General features: G+C 65.7%; 13 protein-coding genes. 4 read left to right on the top strand and 9 right to left on the bottom strand.

Annotated features, from left to right (window positions below):
- The first annotated feature begins 2 nt into the window (after window positions 1-2).
- On the top strand, window positions 3-365 hold the full coding sequence (locus BIWAKO_RS27870) for a response regulator (RefSeq protein ID WP_069881415.1): 363 nt from the start codon (window positions 3-5) through the stop codon (window positions 363-365).
- A 17-nt stretch (window positions 366-382) separates the two neighbouring features.
- Window positions 383-1075: a response regulator transcription factor gene (locus BIWAKO_RS27865; RefSeq protein ID WP_069882863.1), complete on the top strand. Its 693-nt coding sequence runs from the start codon at window positions 383-385 to the stop codon at window positions 1073-1075.
- A gap of 133 nt (window positions 1076-1208) precedes the next feature.
- Here the strand turns inward: BIWAKO_RS27865 and BIWAKO_RS27860 are convergent, their stop codons facing one another.
- Entirely contained in the window at window positions 1209-1946 is a 738-nt protein-coding gene (locus tag BIWAKO_RS27860; protein WP_069882862.1) for an SDR family NAD(P)-dependent oxidoreductase, read from the bottom strand.
- A gap of 274 nt (window positions 1947-2220) precedes the next feature.
- Between BIWAKO_RS27860 and BIWAKO_RS27855 the strand changes: the two genes are divergently transcribed.
- On the top strand, window positions 2221-3204 hold the full coding sequence (locus BIWAKO_RS27855) for an alpha/beta fold hydrolase (protein WP_371332103.1): 984 nt from the start codon (window positions 2221-2223) through the stop codon (window positions 3202-3204).
- A 100-nt stretch (window positions 3205-3304) separates the two neighbouring features.
- Here the strand turns inward: BIWAKO_RS27855 and BIWAKO_RS27850 are convergent, their stop codons facing one another.
- The 3 genes from BIWAKO_RS27850 to BIWAKO_RS27840 all read right to left on the bottom strand — a co-directional run bounded on the left by BIWAKO_RS27850 (window position 3305) and on the right by BIWAKO_RS27840 (window position 8306).
- Window positions 3305-6505: an efflux RND transporter permease subunit gene (locus BIWAKO_RS27850; RefSeq protein WP_069881413.1), complete on the bottom strand. Its 3201-nt coding sequence runs from the start codon at window positions 6503-6505 to the stop codon at window positions 3305-3307.
- Between the two features lie 8 nt (window positions 6506-6513).
- Window positions 6514-7626, bottom strand: coding sequence for an efflux RND transporter periplasmic adaptor subunit (locus tag BIWAKO_RS27845; RefSeq protein WP_141740416.1), 1113 nt, complete (start codon window positions 7624-7626; stop codon window positions 6514-6516).
- Window positions 7627-7733: 107 nt separating this feature from the next.
- A complete protein-coding gene (locus BIWAKO_RS27840) occupies window positions 7734-8306 on the bottom strand; it encodes a TetR/AcrR family transcriptional regulator (RefSeq protein ID WP_069881411.1) in 573 nt (190 codons plus the stop codon).
- Between the two features lie 364 nt (window positions 8307-8670).
- Between BIWAKO_RS27840 and BIWAKO_RS27835 the strand changes: the two genes are divergently transcribed.
- Window positions 8671-9657, top strand: coding sequence for an ABC transporter transmembrane domain-containing protein (locus BIWAKO_RS27835; protein ID WP_176733418.1), 987 nt, complete (start codon window positions 8671-8673; stop codon window positions 9655-9657).
- Between the two features lie 296 nt (window positions 9658-9953).
- On the opposite strand, the gene BIWAKO_RS27830 is transcribed toward BIWAKO_RS27835, so the two are convergent.
- The 5 genes from BIWAKO_RS27830 to bcsA all read right to left on the bottom strand — a co-directional run bounded on the left by BIWAKO_RS27830 (window position 9954) and on the right by bcsA (window position 18377).
- Window positions 9954-10622, bottom strand: a complete 669-nt coding sequence (locus BIWAKO_RS27830) for a GGDEF domain-containing protein (protein ID WP_069881410.1) — start codon at window positions 10620-10622, stop codon at window positions 9954-9956.
- Window positions 10623-10743: 121 nt separating this feature from the next.
- Window positions 10744-12540: a hypothetical protein gene (locus BIWAKO_RS27825; protein WP_069881409.1), complete on the bottom strand. Its 1797-nt coding sequence runs from the start codon at window positions 12538-12540 to the stop codon at window positions 10744-10746.
- The gene (locus tag BIWAKO_RS27820) at window positions 12531-13703 is read right to left on the bottom strand and encodes a family 8 glycosyl hydrolase (RefSeq protein WP_069881408.1); all 1173 of its coding nucleotides are present in this window, start codon (window positions 13701-13703) and stop codon (window positions 12531-12533) included. Before BIWAKO_RS27820 ends, BIWAKO_RS27825 begins: the two co-directional genes overlap by 10 nt.
- On the bottom strand, window positions 13703-16072 hold the full coding sequence (locus tag BIWAKO_RS27815) for a cellulose biosynthesis cyclic di-GMP-binding regulatory protein BcsB (protein WP_084651914.1): 2370 nt from the start codon (window positions 16070-16072) through the stop codon (window positions 13703-13705). The genes BIWAKO_RS27820 and BIWAKO_RS27815 overlap by 1 nt, the downstream gene beginning before the upstream one ends.
- A gap of 76 nt (window positions 16073-16148) precedes the next feature.
- On the bottom strand, window positions 16149-18377 hold the full coding sequence (gene bcsA, locus BIWAKO_RS27810; RefSeq protein WP_074471620.1) for a UDP-forming cellulose synthase catalytic subunit: 2229 nt from the start codon (window positions 18375-18377) through the stop codon (window positions 16149-16151).
- Window positions 18378-18730: the final 353 nt, after the last annotated feature.

Here is an 18730-nt window from a genome sequence, read left to right as displayed (position 1 = left end):
GCGTGAGCAAGCAGAGACATGTCGTGGCCGTGGTCGATGACGATCCGAGATTGCTCGAGTCGCTCGAGGACCTGCTCGAGTCGGCCGGCTATGCGGTTCGCAGCTTCCCCTCCGCGGCAGGGCTGATCGGGGCGGGCCTCTCCGGGCTGGATCTCCTCATCACCGATATCGGCATGCCGGGGATGGACGGCTTCGAGCTGCGTGACCTCGTAAACCGGGAACGCCCGAACCTGCCAGTCTTTCTCATCACCGGGCGCCACGAGATCGCCGGGCAGATCAGGGCGCGCGCCGTGGAGAGCTTCTTCTGCAAGCCCTTCGACGGCCAGGCCCTGCTCACGGCGATCGCGAGAGCCCTGCGTCAATAGAGAGGTGGAAGGTGGACATGATCATTGACCGCTCGCTTGCCCGAAATTCCATGCAGCGCTTGGCCCAGCGCCAGGCCGAGACGGAGCAGCCCCTCGTCATCATCGTCGATGACGACGCTTCGGTGCGAGAAGCGTTGTCCGAGCTGATGCTGTCGGCCGGCTTCGAGGCGGTGTCGTTCGGATCGACACAGGCCTTGCTGGAGAGCGGCGCGCTCGACAAGCCGGGGTGCCTGATCCTTGACGTGCGCATGCCCGGCTCCAGCGGGCTCGACCTCCAGCGCCAGCTGACAGCGAATGGACATCCCAAGCCGATCATCTTCCTGACCGCGCATGGCGACATCCCCATGACCGTTCAGGCCATGAAGGCCGGCGCGGTCGACTTCCTGATGAAGCCGGTCCGCGACCAGACGCTACTGGACGCCGTCAGCGCCGCGATTGCGCTGGATGCGGCGCGACGGGCGGAAGCGGCGAGGGTCAAGGGCCATGCCGAGCGCCTGCGGACCCTGACGCCGCGGGAGCGCGAGATCATTCAGGAGGTCGCGCGCGGCCGTCTCAACAAGCAGATTGCCTTCGACCTCGGCATCAGCGAGGTGACGGTCAAGCTGCACAGGGGCAACCTGATGCGGAAGATGGAGGTCGCCTCCATCGGCGAGCTGATCCGGGCCTGGGAGGCGCTCCCGGTCGGACTGCGCGAGGCGCAGGCAGCCTAGGCGATGCGGAGCTGAAGCACCGCTCCCGGGGATGCTCCAGTCTTGGCGAAGGTGGCGGCGTGGTCATCCCGCCGCCGCGCCGCGATCATCGAGATTTGCGGCGCGAGGGAGGCCGCAGGAGCCTCTGCGGCGATCAGGTCAGCGAGATGCCGCCGTCGACGGCGAGGTTGACGCCCGTGACGAATGCGCCCTCGGCGGAGCAGAGAAAGAGGGCTGCCTGCGCGAGCTCCTCGGCCTTGCCCATCCGGCCGAACGGGATCATCCGCGCGGCCTGCGGCTGCGCTTCGGGAGCGACGCCGAGCTTTGCGAGGATCGGCGTGTCGGTCGGGCCGGGGCTGAGCACATTCACGCGGATGCGCCGATCCTTGAACTCCAGCGCCCAGTTGCGGGCGAACGCCTCGATCGCGGCCTTGCTGCCGGCGTAAACCGCGTGGCCTTCCAGCACCTTGCGGCTCGCGATCGAGCTCGTCAGCAGGATCGCGCCGCCGTCACGCAGCAACGGGGCCATCGTCTGCACACCGAAGAAGGTACCGCGCGCATTGGTGAGGAATTGCGCGTCATAGTCAGCCATAGTCACGGCGGAACTGGGCTGAATACGGATGCCGCCCGCATTCGCCACATAGATATCGGCCTGTCCGAACCGCTCCGCGACCAGCGCGGCGACACGTTCATGCGTGGCGAGGTCGGCAACGTCACCGGCAAGGCCTATGACCTGACGCCCCAGTGCCGTGGCCGCTTCGTTGACGGCGGTTTCGCGCCGTCCGACGATTACGACCTTCGCGCCTTCGGCTGCGAAGAGGCGCGCCGTCGCGAAGCCGATGCCGCTATTGCCGCCGGTGATCACGGCGATCTTGTTCGACAGTTTTCCCATGTGGACCTCCATTTGGATGATCCGAAGCTGGGCCGGTCTGCGCCGAAATCAAATCATGCGGAAGGTATTATATCCTATACCTCCGTATAGAGTGGATCGACCTGGGGCGTATTGATCGGAAACGATAATATTTTCAGGATTGAATTGCCTCGAAAGCCACCAGTTGCGTGAGTCTTTCTACGGTTTCGGGGTCGATGCCTCGGGATATCCGCGATGAATTCGTCTTCCTGAAGTCTTCAGGTCGTTGCTGAATATTTTAGCCTTGGAGGCGTCAATGCCGAACAAAGCCTTTGCCTGCACGCCCGACCTCACTCGGCGGGATCTCCTGCGCGGCACGGCCGGCGTGGCAGCGGCCGGAGCGCTTCCGTTCCCGGCTTTCGCACGACCCGCCATCGCGTCCCCTCACAACAGCAGAAGGAGCCAACGCATGAACTATGTGACGACCAAGGATGGCGTCGAGATCTTCTACAAGGACTGGGGCCCGAAATCAGCCCAGCCGCTGGTCTTTCACCATGGCTGGCCGCTCAGTTCGGACGACTGGGACGCCCAGATGCTCTTCTTCCTGGCGCAGGGCTTCCGGGTCGTCGCTCACGACCGGCGTGGACATGGCCGCTCCAGCCAGGTCAGCGAGGGCCATGACATGGACCATTACGCCGCCGACGCCGCGGCCGTCATCGAGCATCTCGACCTGCGCAATGCCGTCCATATCGGCCATTCCACGGGCGGGGGCGAGGCGACGCGCTATGTCGCGCGCCATGGCCGAAGCCGCACCGCAAAGCTCGTCCTGATCGGTGCGGTCCCGCCGATCATGGTCAAGACGGAGCGCAATCCTGGCGGCCTGCCGATCGAAGTATTCGATGGCCTTCGGAGCAGTCTCGCTGCCAATCGCAGCAAGTTCTACACCGATTTCGCGTCGGGACCGTTCTATGGCTTCAATCGGGCCGGGGTCGAGACGGATCCCAGCATCGTCCAGAACTGGTGGCGCCAGGGCATGACGGGAGCCGCCAAGGCCCACTACGAGGGCATCAAGGCCTTTTCCGAGACCGATTTCACCGAGGACCTCAAGATCATCGAGGCGCCGACTCTCGTGATGCATGGTGATGACGACCAGATCGTGCCGATCGGCGATAGCGCGCCTCTCTCGGCCAAGCTGCTGAAGCGGGCAACGTTGAATATCTACAACAAGTTGCCGCACGGCATGGCGACCACCCACGCCGATATTGTCAACAAGGACATCCTCGCCTTCATCCGAGGTTGACGATCGAGGACGAGGCGGCGAACGAAACCGCCTCGTTCTCGTTGCAGTCCCCGGGCGTCAGGCGCGGCTCTCCGAAGCCGGGCGCGACCTCGCTCGCAGGTCAGGCCGAGGAGCTTGCCGGCGCGACCGCCGCCCCACCGACTGGCTCCTGAGACCGGGCAGCCGTTGCTGCTGCGGCGGCCTCTGCGTCGCCGTCCTCCTGCTCGCCCGGCCGCTTTGTCCTGAGCAGCTTGAGAACGAACACGAAGAAGACCGGGACGAAGAAGATCGCGAGCACGGTGGCCGAGATCATGCCGCCAAGCACGCCGGTGCCGAGCGCGTTCTGGCTGGCGGCGCTCGGGCCGGTCGCCATCGCCAGCGGCACGACGCCGAGCGCGAAGGCAAGCGAGGTCATGATGATCGGCCGGAACCGGACCTTGGCCGCGTCCGTCGCCGAATCCAGCAGCGACCGGCCCTCCGCATAATAATCCCTGGCGAACTCGACGATCAGGATCGCGTTCTTGGCGGAGAGGCCGATGATCGCGATCAGGCCGACCTTGAAGTAGATGTCGTTGGGCATCCCGCGCAGCATCACGGCGAGCACGCAGCCGATGATGCCGAGCGGCACGACCAGCATCACCGAGAGCGGGATCGACCAGCTTTCGTAGAGACCGGCGAGCAGCAGGAAGACGAACAGGATGCTGAGCGCAAACAGCATGGGCGCCTGCGAGCCGGACTTGATCTCCTCCAGCGATTGCCCGGTCCATTCGAAGCCGAACCCGCCCGGGACTTCGGCGACGAGCCGCTCCATCTCCGCGATGGCTGCGCCCGAGGACTGGCCGGGAGCCGGCTCGCCGGTGATCCGGACGGTCGGATAGCCGTTATAGCCCACGATCTGCGGAGCGCCCTTTTGCCACTGCGCGATCGCGAAGGATGACAGCGGAACCATCCCGCCCTGCGCGTTGCGGACGTTGAGCTTGAGCAGGTCCTCCGTCTGGAGGCGGTCGCGGTCGCGGCCCTGGACGATCACCCGCTGCATGCGTCCGGCGTTCGGGTGGTCATTGACATAGGACGAGCCGAGATTGGCCGTGATCGTGGTGTTGATGTCGGTGAAGGTGACGCCGAACGTGTTGGCCTTCTCGCGGTCGATGACGAGCAGAAGCTGCGCGGCGTCGGGCATGCCCTCGACGCGCAGGCCCGTGACGACCTTGCTCTTGGCGGCCCGGGCAAGCAGGTCCGCGGCCGCATTGGCGAGCGCCCGCTGGCCGGCGCCGGCGCGGTCCTGGAGGCGGAAGGCAAAGCCGTTCGTCGTGCCGAAACCTTCGATCGGCGGCGGCGACAGGGCAAAGGTCGTTGCATCCTTCAGGCTGAACAGCTGGGCATTCGCGCGGTCCGCCACGGCCTGGGCCGTGCTGTCGGCGCCACGTTCGCTCCAGTCCTTCAGCGTCACGAAGGCAAGCGCGGCGTTCGCGCCATTGCCGGAGAAGCTGAAGCCCTGGATCGCCACGACATTGGCGACGGCGGGGTCGGCCTGGAAGATGCCTTCGATCTGCTTGATCGAGGCGAGCGTACGGTTGGCGCTTGCTTCCGGCGGCCCTTGGATGTCGACGATGACATAGCCCTGGTCCTCGTTTGGCACGAAAGCGCTGGGCAGCTTGACGAAGAGGTAGCCGAGCCCGACGACGAGCGCGAGATAGACCACCATGACGCGGCCGGCCCGCTTCGCCAGGCTGACGACGCTGCGGGAATAGCCCGCGGTCATGCGCTCGAAATTGCGGTTGAACCAGCCGCCGAGCCCCTTCTTCTCGTGATGCCCCCTGGCGATTGGCTTCAGGAACGTCGCGCACAAGGCCGGCGTCAGCGACAAGGCCAGGAAGGCCGAGAACAGGATCGAGACGACCATGGTCAGGCTGAACTGGCGGTAGATGATGCCGGTCGAGCCGGGGAAGAAGGCCATCGGGATGAAGACGCTGGCGAGCACGAGCGTGATGCCGAGGATCGCGCCGGTGATCTGGCCCATGGCCTTCTGCGTCGCCGCGCGCGGGGACAGGCCTTCCTCGGCCATGATGCGCTCGACATTCTCGACGACGACGATGGCGTCGTCGACGAGGATGCCGATGGCGAGCACCATCGCAAACATCGTCAGCACGTTGATCGAGAACCCGGTCGCGTACATGACCGCGCAGGTGCCGAGCAGCGCGACCGGCACGACCAGTGTCGGGATCACGGTGTAGCGGATGTTCTGGAGGAAGATCAGCATCACGATGAAGACGAGCCCGACCGCCTCCAGCAGCGTGAACAGCACCTTCTTGATCGAGGCCGAGACGAAGGGACTGGTGTCGTAGGGAATCGACTGCTCGACGCCCTTGGGGAAGAAGCGCGAAAGTTCGGCGAGCTTGGTGCGGATCGCCTGCGAGGTCGCGACCGCGTTGCCGGTGGACGAGAGCTGGATGCCCACCGCCGCGCTCGGCTTGCCGTTGAGACGGCTGCTGAAATTGTAGTTCTCCGCGCCAAGCTCGATGCGCGCGACGTCGCGAAGGCGAACGGTGCTGCCGTCGGCATTGGCACGCAGCACGATCTCGCCGAACTCGTCCGCATTGGCGAGCTGGCCCTTGACGAGCACGGTCGCGGTCAGGTCCTGGCTGACCGGGTTCGGCGCGGCGCCGATCTGGCCGGCCGCCACCTGGGCGTTCTGCGCGCCGATCGCGGCCGTGATGTCGTCGGCGGTCAGTTTCAGGCCGACCATCTTCACCGGGTCGATCCAGACGCGCATGGCGCGCTGGGCCGCGAAGAGCTGCGCCCGGCCGACGCCCTCGATGCGCCGAAGCTCGCCGAGCACATTGCGGTTGAGGTAGTCGCCGAGCGCGACCTCGTCCATCTGCCCGTCGAGCGAAGTCAGCGAGACGATCATCAGGAAGCCCGCCGACGCCTCCTCGACGGAAACGCCCTGCGTGGTGACAGCCCGCGGCAGCCGGGATTCGACCCGCTTGATCGCGTTCTGGACCTTGACCGAAGCCTGGTCGATATCCGTGCCGGGCTGGAAAGTCGCGTTGATCGAGACCGAGCCGGAGGTATCCGAGGTCGACTCGAAATAGATCAGCCCGGCGACGCCGTTCAGCTCTTCCTCGATCAGGCGGGTCACGCCCTGGTAGATCTCCTGGGGCGAGGCGCCGGGATAGGCGGTCGAGATCGAGAGCTGCGGCGGCGCGACCTTGGGGTACTGCGCGATCGGCAGGAAGGGCAGGGCCAGCGCGCCGGCAATGCAGATGAACAGCGCGAAGACCCAGGCGAGGATCGGCCGCCGAATGAAGAACTGTGCCATGTCAGGACCTATCGGCTCTTCGAGCCATCGGCATCGGTCGCGGGCGACCAGGGCTCCGGCGCCAGTTTGGCGCCGGGCTGGAGTTTCTGGACGCCGTCGACGGCGACCTTCTCGCCGGCCTTGAGGCCGGACAGGACAAGCCAGTCGGAGCCGATGGCCTCGCCAAGCTCGACGTCGCGCGCCTCGGCGGTATTGTCAGGCGTGATCACGTAGACCTGGGCTCGGCCCTCCTGCGTGCGGAGGATGGCGCGCTGCGGCACGGTGATCGCGCCCTCGCGGACCGCCTGCTCGAGGCGGACCCGGACATACATGCCGGGCAGCAGATCGCCCTTCGCATTCGGGAACTCGGCACGCAGCGTCACCTGGCCGGTCGTCGCATCGACGCTGGCACTGGCAAACAGCAGGGAACCGGCCTGCGCATAGGTCGCGCCGTCGTCGAAGACCAGCTCGACGCGGGCCTTGCCCGGCTCCGGGCTGGCGAGCTTGCCGGCATCGACCGCGCGCTTCAGCGCCAGGAGTTCCTGCGCCGACTGGGTGAAATCCGCGTAGACCGGGTCGATCTGCTGGATCAGGGCCAGGTTCTGGGTGGCGTCGGCGGTGACGAGCGCTCCCTCCGTGACCAGTGCTGCCCCGATGATGCCGGTGATGGGGGCCCGGACCTGCGTGTAGTCCAGATTGATCTTCGCCTCCGCCAGCGCGGCCTCGGCCAGCCCGACATCGGCGTTGGCCTGGGCGAGCGCCAGTTCCGCGTTCTCGAAATTGATCCCGCTCGCCACCTCGCGCTCGCGCAGCGTCTTCTGGCGCGCGAGCTGCTGCTCGGAATTGGCCTTGCCGGCCTTGGCCTTCTGGAGGGCGGCCTGCGCGCTCGCGACCCTGACCTCGAAGAGTTTTGGATCGATCCGGTAGAGCACGTCGCCCTGCTTGACGAGCGTGCCCTGCTGGAAGACGCGCTCCAGCAGGATGCCCGAGACCCGGGCGCGGACTTCCGCGACACGCGTCGCGGCAATGCGGCCGGGCAGGTCGCGGACGACCGGAACGGCGCGCGGCGCGATCTGAAGGACGGCGACGGCCGGCGGCGGCATCTGGGACGGGTCCTGGGCGCTCGCCGTCGCCACCGTCATGGACAGGATGAGCGCGAGGGCTCCAAGCCGACACAAGAGGGGGCGGCGCAAAAGGGATTGCTCCCCGACCTTCGACAGGCGGGAAGGGGCAGAAACAGAGTGGGAATTCATGGGGAAGCCGGATTCTCGGAGATGCGTTCGAAGATGCTTTTGATGCCGTTCAGGATGGCGGCGCGTTCGGATGGCTCGAACTCGCGGAAGCCCTGATATTCGATGGATGAGAGCCCGAAGAGGGCGAGATAGGCCATCAGGGAGGCGAAGGGCTTTTCGGTCCCGGTCTGGATCGCGTCGAGGTCGCGGGAGAGCCAGTCGCGCATGCTGCGCTGAAAGGCATCCTCATGGGAGGCCGCCGCGCTGACCGCCATCGCGATGGCGCGTTCGTCTTCGGAAGGCTGGCCGGCGGCGGTGGCCTCGATCCTGCCGAACAGTTCTGGATTCGGGGTGGCAGCGGCTGCCACGACCGCAGCGGCAACCTTCGTCTCGTCGGCCTTGATGATCCGCTCGATCAGAGCCTCCAGCACGGCGCCTTTGGACTTGTAGTCATAGAGGACGCTGGATTTTGCGATGCCCGCCTCCTTGGCGACGGCATCGATCGAGAGGCCAGCCGCGCCGCGGCTGAGCACGACCCGCTCCGCTGCGTTCAGGACCTCTTCCGGATCGTGCTTTCTGTGTCTGCCCATGGCGTTCCCTGGCAAAGGCGCGAAACCGGCTTGCCCTCAATACGTGATTTATATACGAACGTTCGTACGGAAAAACAACCCTTTCCGCGAAAGAGGCGAGGGGCGGGAATATGGTATCGCGCGGCCCGATTTCCACGCGCGATGAGGGACTGGCCCGTCCATCGCCCCATGCGGCGGGCCAGTCCCCTTGATCAAAACACTTGGATTGCCCGAACATTGCCGAACGGGTCGAGGGTGGAAGACGCTCGGCGTGTCTTGGAGTATCCTCGTTCGGGTGTGGGCGTGATGCGACAAACCCCCGAGGCGGGGAACATGTCTGCCGGGCCGTTCGTTCCCTGTCGCCCAGGCTTCGACAAGGTCCCCCGTGAGCAGCATCCTTCTTCCCCTTCTCAGGCGGATCAGGCCGAGCGAGGCCTCCACCGCGACGATCGCGTCCGACCAGACGCTGAGCCGTTTCGTCTGGCGCGCCAGCGGCGTCCATCAGTTCTATGTCGGGCTGATCGCGATAGCGGTGGCCTTGCTGAATTTCGCGCCGATCGATCTGCAGAGGCGGATCGTCGACGTAGCGATTGCCGACAGGGATGTCCGGATGCTGCTGCTCTTCGGCCTGCTCTATCTCGCGATCGTCCTGATCCAGGCTGCGCTGAAATATGCGCTTCTCGTCTATCAGGGTTGGGTCAGCGAAAGCGTCGTGAAGAACTCGCGCGACCGGTTGACGATCGTCGCATCGAAGCGGGCCTCTCCGGACGACCACACCAGCGGACAGACGGTCAATGTCATTGGCCGGGAGATCGACGGTGTCGGCGGCTTCGTCGGGGTCGGCATCTCGGAATTCGTGGTCAATCTGACGTTTCTCTGCGTGATCATGGCCTATATGCTCTACATCCAGCCGCTGATTGCGCTGATCAGCCTGGTCTTCCTGCTGCCGCAGGTCTTCCTCGCGCTCTACATGCAGGCCGACCTCAACATCCTGGTCGAAAGGCAGGTCGGGCTGGTCCGCAAGCTGGGCGATGAAACCGTCGCCCAGACCGGGAGCCACTCCAGGGAGACCGCGAAAGAATCCGCCACGATCCGTGCGATCTTCCGCAATCGCATCCGGTTCTATTTCCTGAAATACGGCCTCAAGACCTTGCTCAACATCGCAAACGCGATCGGACCGCTGATGGTTCTCCTCGTCGGCGGCTGGATGGTGATCCACGGGCGGACCACGATCGGCACCGTCGTTGCCTTCATGTCGGGCCTCGAGCGCCTTTCGAACCCCTTGCGCGACCTGCTCAGCTTCTACCGGGAGTACCAGCAGGCGAAGGTCCAATACCAGATGATCGGACGCTGGGTCGAAGGCAAGACATAGAGCCGGACGGAAGGCCGTTGCGCGCTCCCTCCCTGGTCAAGGCACGGGCAATCATGTGACTAAGCTGCCGATCGCCCGCTCGCGCCGCCGCGGAGCTCGGTGAGATCGACCGACTTCTGCCATGCTATGCTGTCGTGCGAGACCGTCCGACCTGACGCCCGGCCAGCGGATCCGGCTCTGGTGGCTCCCGCTGTGCGAGACGTTCAAGCGATCAGGATGGGGCCGGTCCTTGGCGCTTGACGGCCATGTGTCGGCGGCCCTGCGTGCGGATGCCCGGCCTGCGACCAGGCCTCCGCTCAGCCGAGGACGTAGATCGTTCGCGAGGCGCGCTTCTGGCGATACATCGCCTGGTCGGCCTCATGCAGCGCACACTGCCCCTTGTTGGGCTCGATTGCGGAGACCCCGACGGAGACCGGCACCGGGATCACGACGTCGCCCAGGCGGTATTCCAGCCGCCCCACGGCCTCGCGCAGGCGTTCGGCGCGCAACCGCGCACCCTCCAGGTCGATATTCGCGAGAATGATCGCGAACTCGTCGCCGCCGGTCCGGGCGACGAAATCCGATGCCCTGACCTGGCTTCGCAGGCATTGCGCGACCGCAACGATGACGCCGTCGCCGACGCCATGTCCGTAAAGATCGTTGATTGCCTTGAAGCGGTCGATGTCGAAGATGGCGACCGCCGCAGCCGTGCCGTAGCGCGCGGCACGGTCGACCGTCCGCCGCATCTCGTCGTCGAAGGCGCGGCGATTGGCGAGGCCGCTCAAGGCGTCGATATGGGCCAGCCGCGTCATCTCATCGAGACGCTGCCTTGCCTCCCGGAGTTCCAGTTCGAGCTGGAGGATGCGCGCCGCCTGCGTCTCGCCGGCCAGCCTGCGCAGGGCGGCGAGCGACGGAATCTTGCTTCTGGCCTTGCGCGAGGCTCGGATGGCTTTGGAGGCGAAGCCTCCGACGGACTGTCCACGCATGACATCAACCCTCAGGCCTTGCTCTGGCGCCGGCTGTTCGCTCGCAGGGCGAGACATCGTCTCGCCCTGCGCCCGGGATGTGTCGCGATCCGACCCGGGATTTCGAACGGGTTCCCTCTGGTCAGTCATACCAGCGGTGAGCCATGCTCTTGTTGGCGATATAGGAGAGGAACGCGCCATGATCGGCGCCCTTGGCACTGGCGTTCTGCTTGAAGATCTTCTCGGAGTCGGCAAAGTTGTTGGCGTTGAAATGCGCCCAGCCGCGCAGAATCTGCATGCCCTTGTCGAGGCGCTGCTGGTTGCGGTCCATCAGCGCGGCCGCTTCCTTGTAATTGCCCGTCTCGTAGAGCTTGACCGCCTCGCGAACGACGCCCGAGGGGGCACCGCCACCACGCCCGCTCGATCGCTTGCCGCTGGCCACGACACGGCCATGATCGACCTGCGCCAGCTTGGCGATGGCGGGGAAGCGTTCCTTGTTGGCGGCCACGAAGGCGGCATAGTCCTTGCGGTCCCCCAGCCTCTGCATGCTGAGCGCGAGACCGAGCACATTCTCCTCGCTTTCGCCCCAGCTCACCGATTTCTCGAACCAGCCGCGGGCCTCGCTGAACTTGCTGCCGTGAAAATAGTACCAGCCCAGCGCCTGCGCGCCGTTGCCGGATTTCTCGCCGTCGACGACCTCCTCGATGCGCCGGATTTCGTCGGCGGCAGAAGGTGGCGCATCGGGCTTCGTCAGCGCGGTCGCGGCGATCTCGATATAGGCCTTGCGGATCAGCGGCCCGACGCTGCGGTTCTGGTAGGCGAGGCTGCGCGCCTGTGCGAGTTCACCGAGATTCCTCAGGGCCAGGATATGGCCTTCCAGAAGCTTGGCATCCTTTGATGCGTCGTAGCCGAGCTTGAACCAGTCGCGGGCCTTCGCATAGTCCTTGGCCTGGAAGGCATACCAGCCGAGCAGGCCGGCATCATTGGCATTCTTGCCGCTGCGGGCGGAGGCCTCGATCAGCTTCAGCTCGCGCTCGGACGGTGTCGGCGCCGTCTGCCCGGCTGTGATCGCGCCGATATCGCGGCGGATCATGTCGAGCCTGACCGTGTCGAACTCGCCGCCGCCATTGCGGCCGCGCTTGCCCGCGGCGATCAGCTTGTTCAGGTCCTCCTCGGTCAGGATCAGGGCGGCTTTCTGCACCGTCGCCAGGCGCTGGCCGGCATTGTCGCAATTCGCCAGGATATAGCGGTAGGCAGTCATCGCCTGATCCCGGTCCGCAAGCGAGCCCGAAGCCTCCGCGACGCGCCAGAGCACATCGATCTCGCGGCAGGTCAGGAGGTCCTGGCTCTCCATGGCGAGCGCCACGACCTGTTCCCAGTCGCGCTCCTCCGAGGCCGCGACGATGGCCTGGCGCCGCTCGGCGCTGTTGACCTTGGCGGCGAGGTCGACCGAAGGCGAATAGTCGGGATACTCGGCCTTCAAGGCCTCGATCTGTTCCCTGAGTTCGCCGAGCTGGCCCTGGGCATAGAGGTCCCAGAGGCGCTGCTCATCGACCTGCGTTGTCCTCGCCGCAAAGAGGTCCTCCGGCGGCTGCCAGCTCGGGGAGAGCGTCTTCAGGCGCCGGATCTCGGCTGCGACACGGGCCGTCTGCCCCTCCGATGCGTAATAGCGCAGCGCGCTTTCATCGACGAGTTTTTGCGCGGGCGCGGCCGGCCTGGCCTCGCTCTGCTGCGGCCGCACGAGCTTGAGGCCCTGCTCGTTGCGTGGCAGGGCGGCCGTGCGGGCCGGGGTCGCCATGGGCAGCGGCGCAGGGTCCCTGGCCTCGCGGCTCGCGGGGGCGGCGCTAGGAGCGATGGCAAACGGAGCGGTCTGCGCCATGGCGAGGCCGAAATAGCCCACCATGGCGGTTGCGACGAGAAGCGTTGACCTCAGAGACATTGCGGCCTCCTTTCACTGATCGCTAACAGGCTGAGTAATCCGAGAGTAGAGGGGTAGTAGAGTTCGTTGTTCCGCGTAGCGAGCTCGGTCGGAACCGGCTTGTTGTTTGCGACGCATTGAACAAGTGCGAAGACCATCTTGTATCCGGCCGCGTCGAGGGGCTCCCTGGCCTTCCCGTCGTCGATCTCGATGACGAAGGGCCCGATATTCTCGTTCTGGTTCCACATCGTGAGATAGGGCAGCAGATGGTCGGTCGCCGCACGCGACGACCAGGCGAGATAAAGCGGGATGCGGATGGCGTTGTAGCCGAAGCTCCGCTCGAATTGGGCCGCCGGCGCAGAACGCTGCGCCCCGACGGAGAGCCATTCCGGTGGCAGTTTCAGCGGCCCGAAGCGGCTCTCCCGCAGCAGCGCCAGCCCGGAGCGGCGCAATGCCGCCCAATCCTGTGCGGGGTCGAGCTTCTGCAGGCGGTCGATTGCCGGGAAGATCCAGTAGGACAGATTGACGATCGGCCCATCGGGCTGTTCCTTGGCCCCGAAGCCGACCGCGCCGGGGAGAAGCACCGGCCCGACGCGACTGCCGACGACGTTCTGCCTGAACACAGCCGCCGTGATCTTCTGCATCGCCTGCGTGTAGCGCGGCTCCTCCCAGCGGATTCCCGCTTCGCCCAGCGCCCAGGCGATCAGGATGTCGCCATCGCTGGCGTTGTTGGTATCCGTCACATTGGGCTTCGCATCGGCCTGCCAGCGCCACGCGGAGAGCCCGTCCGGGCGCACGCCGAGCTCCCGGGATGTCCAGGCCCAGAGCCGGTCGAAGGTCTCGCGGTCCTGGGCTGCCGCCGCCAGGACCATGGCATAGCCCTGGCCCTCGGAATGAGAGATCCCGCCATTGCCATTGTCGATGACGCGCCCCTCGGGCGTGATGAAGCGGTCGCGATAGGCCGGCCACAGCCGGACCAGAAGCTCGGCGCCGCGCGGCTTGGCGGGGAGGGGCGCTGCACTCCTGGTCGTGCTTGCCTTGGTCATGTCCGTTTTGGCCGCCGCCAGGCCGATCGTCGCCTTGTCGTCCTGCGCCGTCCCGCTCGCGTTCAAGGGGCTGGCCAGGCAAAGCCCGGCCAGCGTTGCGCCGCCCAGCATCCGCGAGAGGCCCGAAAGGCGTCGCATCACGCCCGCCTTGCGCGCAGCGCAATGGTTGTCGTCAGGGCCAGGAGCGCGACAAGCCCCCCGAGGATCGCCAGGTAATAGGACGGGTTGAGCGAGAGCCAGCCAGCCGCGACGAGGCGGATATTGCCCGGCGAGCGGTCGCTGATCGCCGAATAGACCCGCTCCTGCACACCGAGATTGGTCGGCCCCCAGTCATCGATCCGCACGCGGGCGGCCTCGCCGTTCAGGCGCGACCAGAATTGATCGGTGGTCGCCTTTTCCACGAGGGCGACGAAGGCGGCCGGGTCGGCGCCGAGCACGGCGGTCTGGACGACGGGCCTGGTCGAAGGCTCGAAGAAGGCGCTGAGCGCCGAGCTGCCACCATGGCGCTGGGCGGTCTGCCTGATCTCCAGGGCATCGGTCGTGTCGTCGAAGCTGCGCGCCGCGTTGCCGTCGCGCGCCTTGTCGAGCAGGCCGAAATTCTCCAGCCATGTCGCGATGCCACGGAGATCGCTGGCTTTCGGGAGCCAGTTGCGGGACGCCCCGTCGGTCGCGCCGCCCGCGCTCCTGACGAGATCGGAGGCGGTGGCCGGGCTGCTGATGCCGGGGATCAGCGACTGGGCGGTGCCATCGGTCTGCGTCGTGCCCTCTCCGGCGGCGGCGGCAAGGCGCGTGCGGGCGGTGGCCACGTTGGCCGGCTGGTCGCCGGCGCCTCCGGCGACGGGCGTGCCCAGCCCGCTCGGCTCGCGCGGGGCCTCCGAGGGCGCGCCGAAGAAGATGCCGGCTTCGGCGGCATTGTCGAGCGGGCGGAACCGGAAGCTCGTGTTGAGCGGCATCTGGGCGCTCGCAACCATCCGCCCGATCATGGTCAGGGCGCCGTCGAGATAGGCGGGATCCCTGGCGGAAACCCCGATCGCGAGCGGCGTGTCGGCATCGGTATAGGGCAGGCTGAGGCCGAGCGTCGCCGAGAGATTGGGATAGGAGGCAGCGCGCGCCAGCCTGTCGAAGCTGATGCTGCTGCCAGCCCCGATGATCAGCCGCGCGGCCGGGGCATGGGCGAGCGTCGCGTCGCAGGCGGCTTTCGCATCGCTCATCAGCGCCTCGACCGTGACGATGTTCGCGCCGGGCTTGAAGCTTTCGAGCGGCAGCTCGATCGTCCGGCCGTTGAGACCGCCGCGGCCCGGATTCATGATCGGTACGATCGCGGCCACCTGGTCGTTGATGCTGACGCTGATGCGCTGGTCGAGGCTCGCCCTGCCGGCAAAGCTGCTATCCAGCGTCAGGCGCGCGGCGCCATGGGGCGCGGGAAAGAAATCGGCCGGCAGCACGAGCCGCGAACTCATCTGCATGAGATGGCCGTCGAAGGCGCGGGTCTCCAGGCCGAGATCGCCGAAGGTCAGGCTGCTGCCATTGCCGATCCGGCGGCCGATCAGGTTGGCGAGCGCGCGCTGGCCGGCCCGCGAGCCGGGCCTTTCCGCCTGCGCAGCAAAGGCCTCGAGGCGCCGGATGCTGAGATTGAGGTCGATCTCCGGCGAGCCGATGATCGAGACGACCGCACGCGACGGGTCGCTCTCCTGGTTGATGTAAAGGCCGATCTCCGGCGCCAGGCGCAGCCCTGCACCGGCCGGGGAGACGCCGCCCAGAACGAGATCGATGCCGGGGCCGGTGCCGGGCGTGGAGGCGACCTCGATCGAGGGATGCATGATGGCGCCGGCGAGGATCAGGGCGTTCGCCGCCCGCATGGCCTGGTCGAGCGCGGCGGTGTCGAACCCGTCCGGCAGGCGCAGGCGGATCGGCGTGCGCCCGGCCGCCAGCCCTGCGAGCATCGGCAGTTCGGCCAGGCCGCGCACGGACGGGGTCGGCGCGATGTTCACCAGACCGGTATGGGCCGGCGAGATCTGCGTCCACAATTCATAGGTCGCGTCGATGCTGCAATCGACGCGGTGGCGCTGGTTGGCCGTGAAGCGGATGGCGTTGACGCCCGGCACGAGCACGCCGGGCGGAATGGCAAAAACGGCCTGTCCGGTTTCCGTCGTCGCATTCAGCGCGATGTCGCCGATCAGCTGGTCATTGATCCGGACGGACAGCCGCGAGACCTCGGGAAGGTTCGAGACCGTATTGGAAAAGCCGACCCGGAAGGCCTGGGCGCGCAGGGCATCCGTCGGCGACAGGAAGACCGTCCGTTCGGTGGAAGCGAATTCGCCGCGAAGGGTAAGGTCCTCGGCGGAGGCCGCGATCGACCGGAACGGCAGGTCGGCGGGAGGCTTGGCCGCCAGGCGCGGCTGCGGCGCGCGTGTCCGCATGGGCGCTGCATCGGCCTGGGCATGGGCCCCCTGCGAGGAAAGCCCGACGGCGCCGGCAATCAGCAAGGCGCTTAGACGCGTAACCATGGTGAGAACTCCACGACGATGATCGGCTCGGTGGCGGCGGGCCCACCTGGCGGGGCCCGCCGGAGCGAAGGCGTGGTCAGGAGCGAACGGGCACACCGTCTGCGCCCATGGCCACCGGCCGGATGGGGATGGCTGGGACGGCAGCCTGCGTCGGCGGATTGCGCCGGAACGCGGCGAAGAACAGCCCGCGCAGGGTCTGGGTGAAACTCCAGCCCAGCGTCTCTGCGCTCACGAGCACCAGGTTGCGGCGCTTGTGGCGGCGTGCGCGCATGGCCCGCATCGACGAGAGGTCGGCATAGGCGACATCGGCGATCAGCCGATAGCGATCGGCGCCGATGCCGGTGAAGCGCACGCCATAGACACGTTCTCCCTCGGTGCTGACGGCCGAGGCGATCAGGACCGGCACCTCGTAGGATGCGCCGGCGCCGTCGGCCGCCACCCGCAGCGTCGCTGCCTGGCGCCCAGGGGCGATCGGCTGCTTCAGGATGCCGCCGGCCAGAAGCCTGACGCCGCCGATCGAGGCATCCGTCAGCCGCACCGGCACGGCTTCGCCATTGACGATCAGTTCGCCGGTGCGATCGGTGGCCAGACGCTGCACCTTGCGGCGCTCGCGACGCTCCGAGACCGCGCCGAGCGCAATGCCCGCCAGGACCAGGTTGAAGATGTTCCAGGCGCCCACGACCAGGAGCAGGCCGCGCGAGGCCGGCTCGTTGATATAGCGGATCACCGTATAACCGGCGCCGGCCGCGAGGATGCCGAACATGATGTAGAAGGGCAGCGCCAGGCCCGAGAGATGGTCGTCGTCGAGGACGGCGCCCTTCTGCGTGACGTTGAACTTCGGTGCGCGCGGGTTGACGATGACGCCGGCCAGCGCCCTGACCAGATAGAGCGACTGCACGTATTCGTAGAGTTCCGAAACCCAGGGCCATCGCAGCCGGCCATACATGTAGTTCTGCATCATCATGACGGCGACGATGTAGAACGCGGTATAGGCGACGAATTGCTGCGGCGACGTGTGGTAGATCTGCATGTTGAAGAAAATGAAGAACAGCGGCGAGATCATGAACGCCAGCCGCGGCAACGGAAACAGCCAGAAGAGATTGCTCGAGGCGTAGCAGAGCTTCTGGGGCAGGTTCAGTCCACGATTGAGGAGCGGGTTCTTCAGCATGAAGATCTGCATCATGCCCTGGCACCAGCGCGAGCGCTGGCCGATGAAGGATTCGAATGTTTCGGGCTGCAGGCCCGCGATCAGCGGCGTCTCGACATAGAGGCTCTTCCAGCCGCGGGCATGGAGCTCGAGCGCCGTCTCGCAATCCTCGGTGATCGAGACGCCGGCAAAACCGCCGACCTCCTCGAGCGCCGAGCGCCGTAATACGGCAGCCGAGCCGCAGAAAAAGGCCGAGTTCCAGCTGTCGAGCCCCCGCTGGACCTCGCCATAGAACATCTCGTTCTCGGAGGGCATGCGGCTGAAGGTCGAGAGATTGCGCTCGATCGGGTCGGCATTGATGAAGAAATGCGGCGTTTGGACCAGGAACAGCCGAGGCTCCCTGGCGAAATGCCCGACCGTCTCGCGCAGGAACTCGCGGGCCGGCACGTGGTCGGCATCGAAGACGACGACGAGATCGGAGGTCGAATAGGCGAGGCCGTTATTGAGATTGCCGGCCTTGGCGTGGACATTGCGCTCGCGTGTCAGGTAGCGCACGCCGAGTTCGACGCAGAGCTGCTGCATCGAGCGTCGGCGTTCGGCCGCTTCCGCCGCCTTCCCGGCGTTCGCCGAGTAGACCTTCTCGTCCGTGCCGCCATCGTCGAGCAGATAGACCGTGAGCCGGTCGCTGGGGTAGTCCATGCGCTTGGCAGCGGCGAGCGTCACCGCGACGAGATCGCGCTCCTCGTTATAGGATGGCACGAAGACATCGACGCTCGGCAGTTCGTTGCCCGGAAGCTGCGGTGCTCTGGGACGCCGGATCGACTGGGCATTGACGAACAATCCGAGCCCGAGGATCACGATGTAATACAATTCCGCCGCCAGCAGCAGGATAGCTGGAACGAAATCCCAGACCTGATCGACGCTCGGAAGCGTCTCGGTCAGGCGCCAATGCAAGTATCTGATGATAACGACCGAGGCCGATGCCAGAAAGACATGCCGCCAGAGACCAGTCAACCGGAGCGTGCTGATGGTGAACATCACGGCGATCATCAGAAGGCTGAGCGCAAATTGAAGCTTTATACCGGTCGGCTGCGTCAAGAATATCGCGAAGAGGGCGGCAGCTACGAGCCATGACATAAATATGACAGATCTAAACAAGATCGCCTCCCGCTTACGTCGCGAAATTTCGAAATTACTTCGATATTGTTTTTATCGTTTCTTTTGTGCATCTGCGAAAGAGCAAAAATTAAGCAGATGTTAATCGCTGATCATATGGGTTAACTGTGGAGATGCTGAAATTATTGGTATTGCATTCCGAGCGTAATGGATGTCGATATAGTCGGATCGTGACGCGGCGATTCAAGATATGTTGCGATGCAGCATGTAGTAACACTCGATTGTTGTGAAGCGTTATGGATAGTTATTTCGTTCACGCATATGTTGTTCGGCGCCGTCATGTCATTTTTATTTCTTCAAGGAATCTCTTGTTTGATTCCTGCTTCGAGCCAACG

This window comes from Bosea sp. BIWAKO-01, assembly GCF_001748145.1.
Taxonomy (GTDB): domain Bacteria; phylum Pseudomonadota; class Alphaproteobacteria; order Rhizobiales; family Beijerinckiaceae; genus Allobosea.
The sequence above is the reverse complement of the archived record's forward strand: the minus strand, read 5'-3'. Positions and strand labels throughout refer to the sequence as shown.

What these genes read in the sequence shown, in the direction of transcription:
- BIWAKO_RS27860 (WP_069882862.1), bottom strand. Translation starts at nt 1,946, where the DNA reads ATGGGAAAACTGTCGAACAAGATCGCCGTGATCACCGGCGGCAATAGC.
- BIWAKO_RS27865 (WP_069882863.1), top strand. Translation starts at nt 383, where the DNA reads ATGATCATTGACCGCTCGCTTGCCCGAAATTCCATGCAGCGCTTGGCC.
- BIWAKO_RS27845 (WP_141740416.1), bottom strand. Translation starts at nt 7,626, where the DNA reads ATGACGGTGGCGACGGCGAGCGCCCAGGACCCGTCCCAGATGCCGCCG.
- BIWAKO_RS27855 (WP_371332103.1), top strand. Translation starts at nt 2,221, where the DNA reads ATGCCGAACAAAGCCTTTGCCTGCACGCCCGACCTCACTCGGCGGGAT.
- BIWAKO_RS27825 (WP_069881409.1), bottom strand. Translation starts at nt 12,540, where the DNA reads ATGTCTCTGAGGTCAACGCTTCTCGTCGCAACCGCCATGGTGGGCTAT.
- BIWAKO_RS27830 (WP_069881410.1), bottom strand. Translation starts at nt 10,622, where the DNA reads ATGCGTGGACAGTCCGTCGGAGGCTTCGCCTCCAAAGCCATCCGAGCC.
- BIWAKO_RS27815 (WP_084651914.1), bottom strand. Translation starts at nt 16,072, where the DNA reads ATGGTTACGCGTCTAAGCGCCTTGCTGATTGCCGGCGCCGTCGGGCTT.
- BIWAKO_RS27850 (WP_069881413.1), bottom strand. Translation starts at nt 6,505, where the DNA reads ATGGCACAGTTCTTCATTCGGCGGCCGATCCTCGCCTGGGTCTTCGCG.
- BIWAKO_RS27840 (WP_069881411.1), bottom strand. Translation starts at nt 8,306, where the DNA reads ATGGGCAGACACAGAAAGCACGATCCGGAAGAGGTCCTGAACGCAGCG.
- BIWAKO_RS27820 (WP_069881408.1), bottom strand. Translation starts at nt 13,703, where the DNA reads ATGCGACGCCTTTCGGGCCTCTCGCGGATGCTGGGCGGCGCAACGCTG.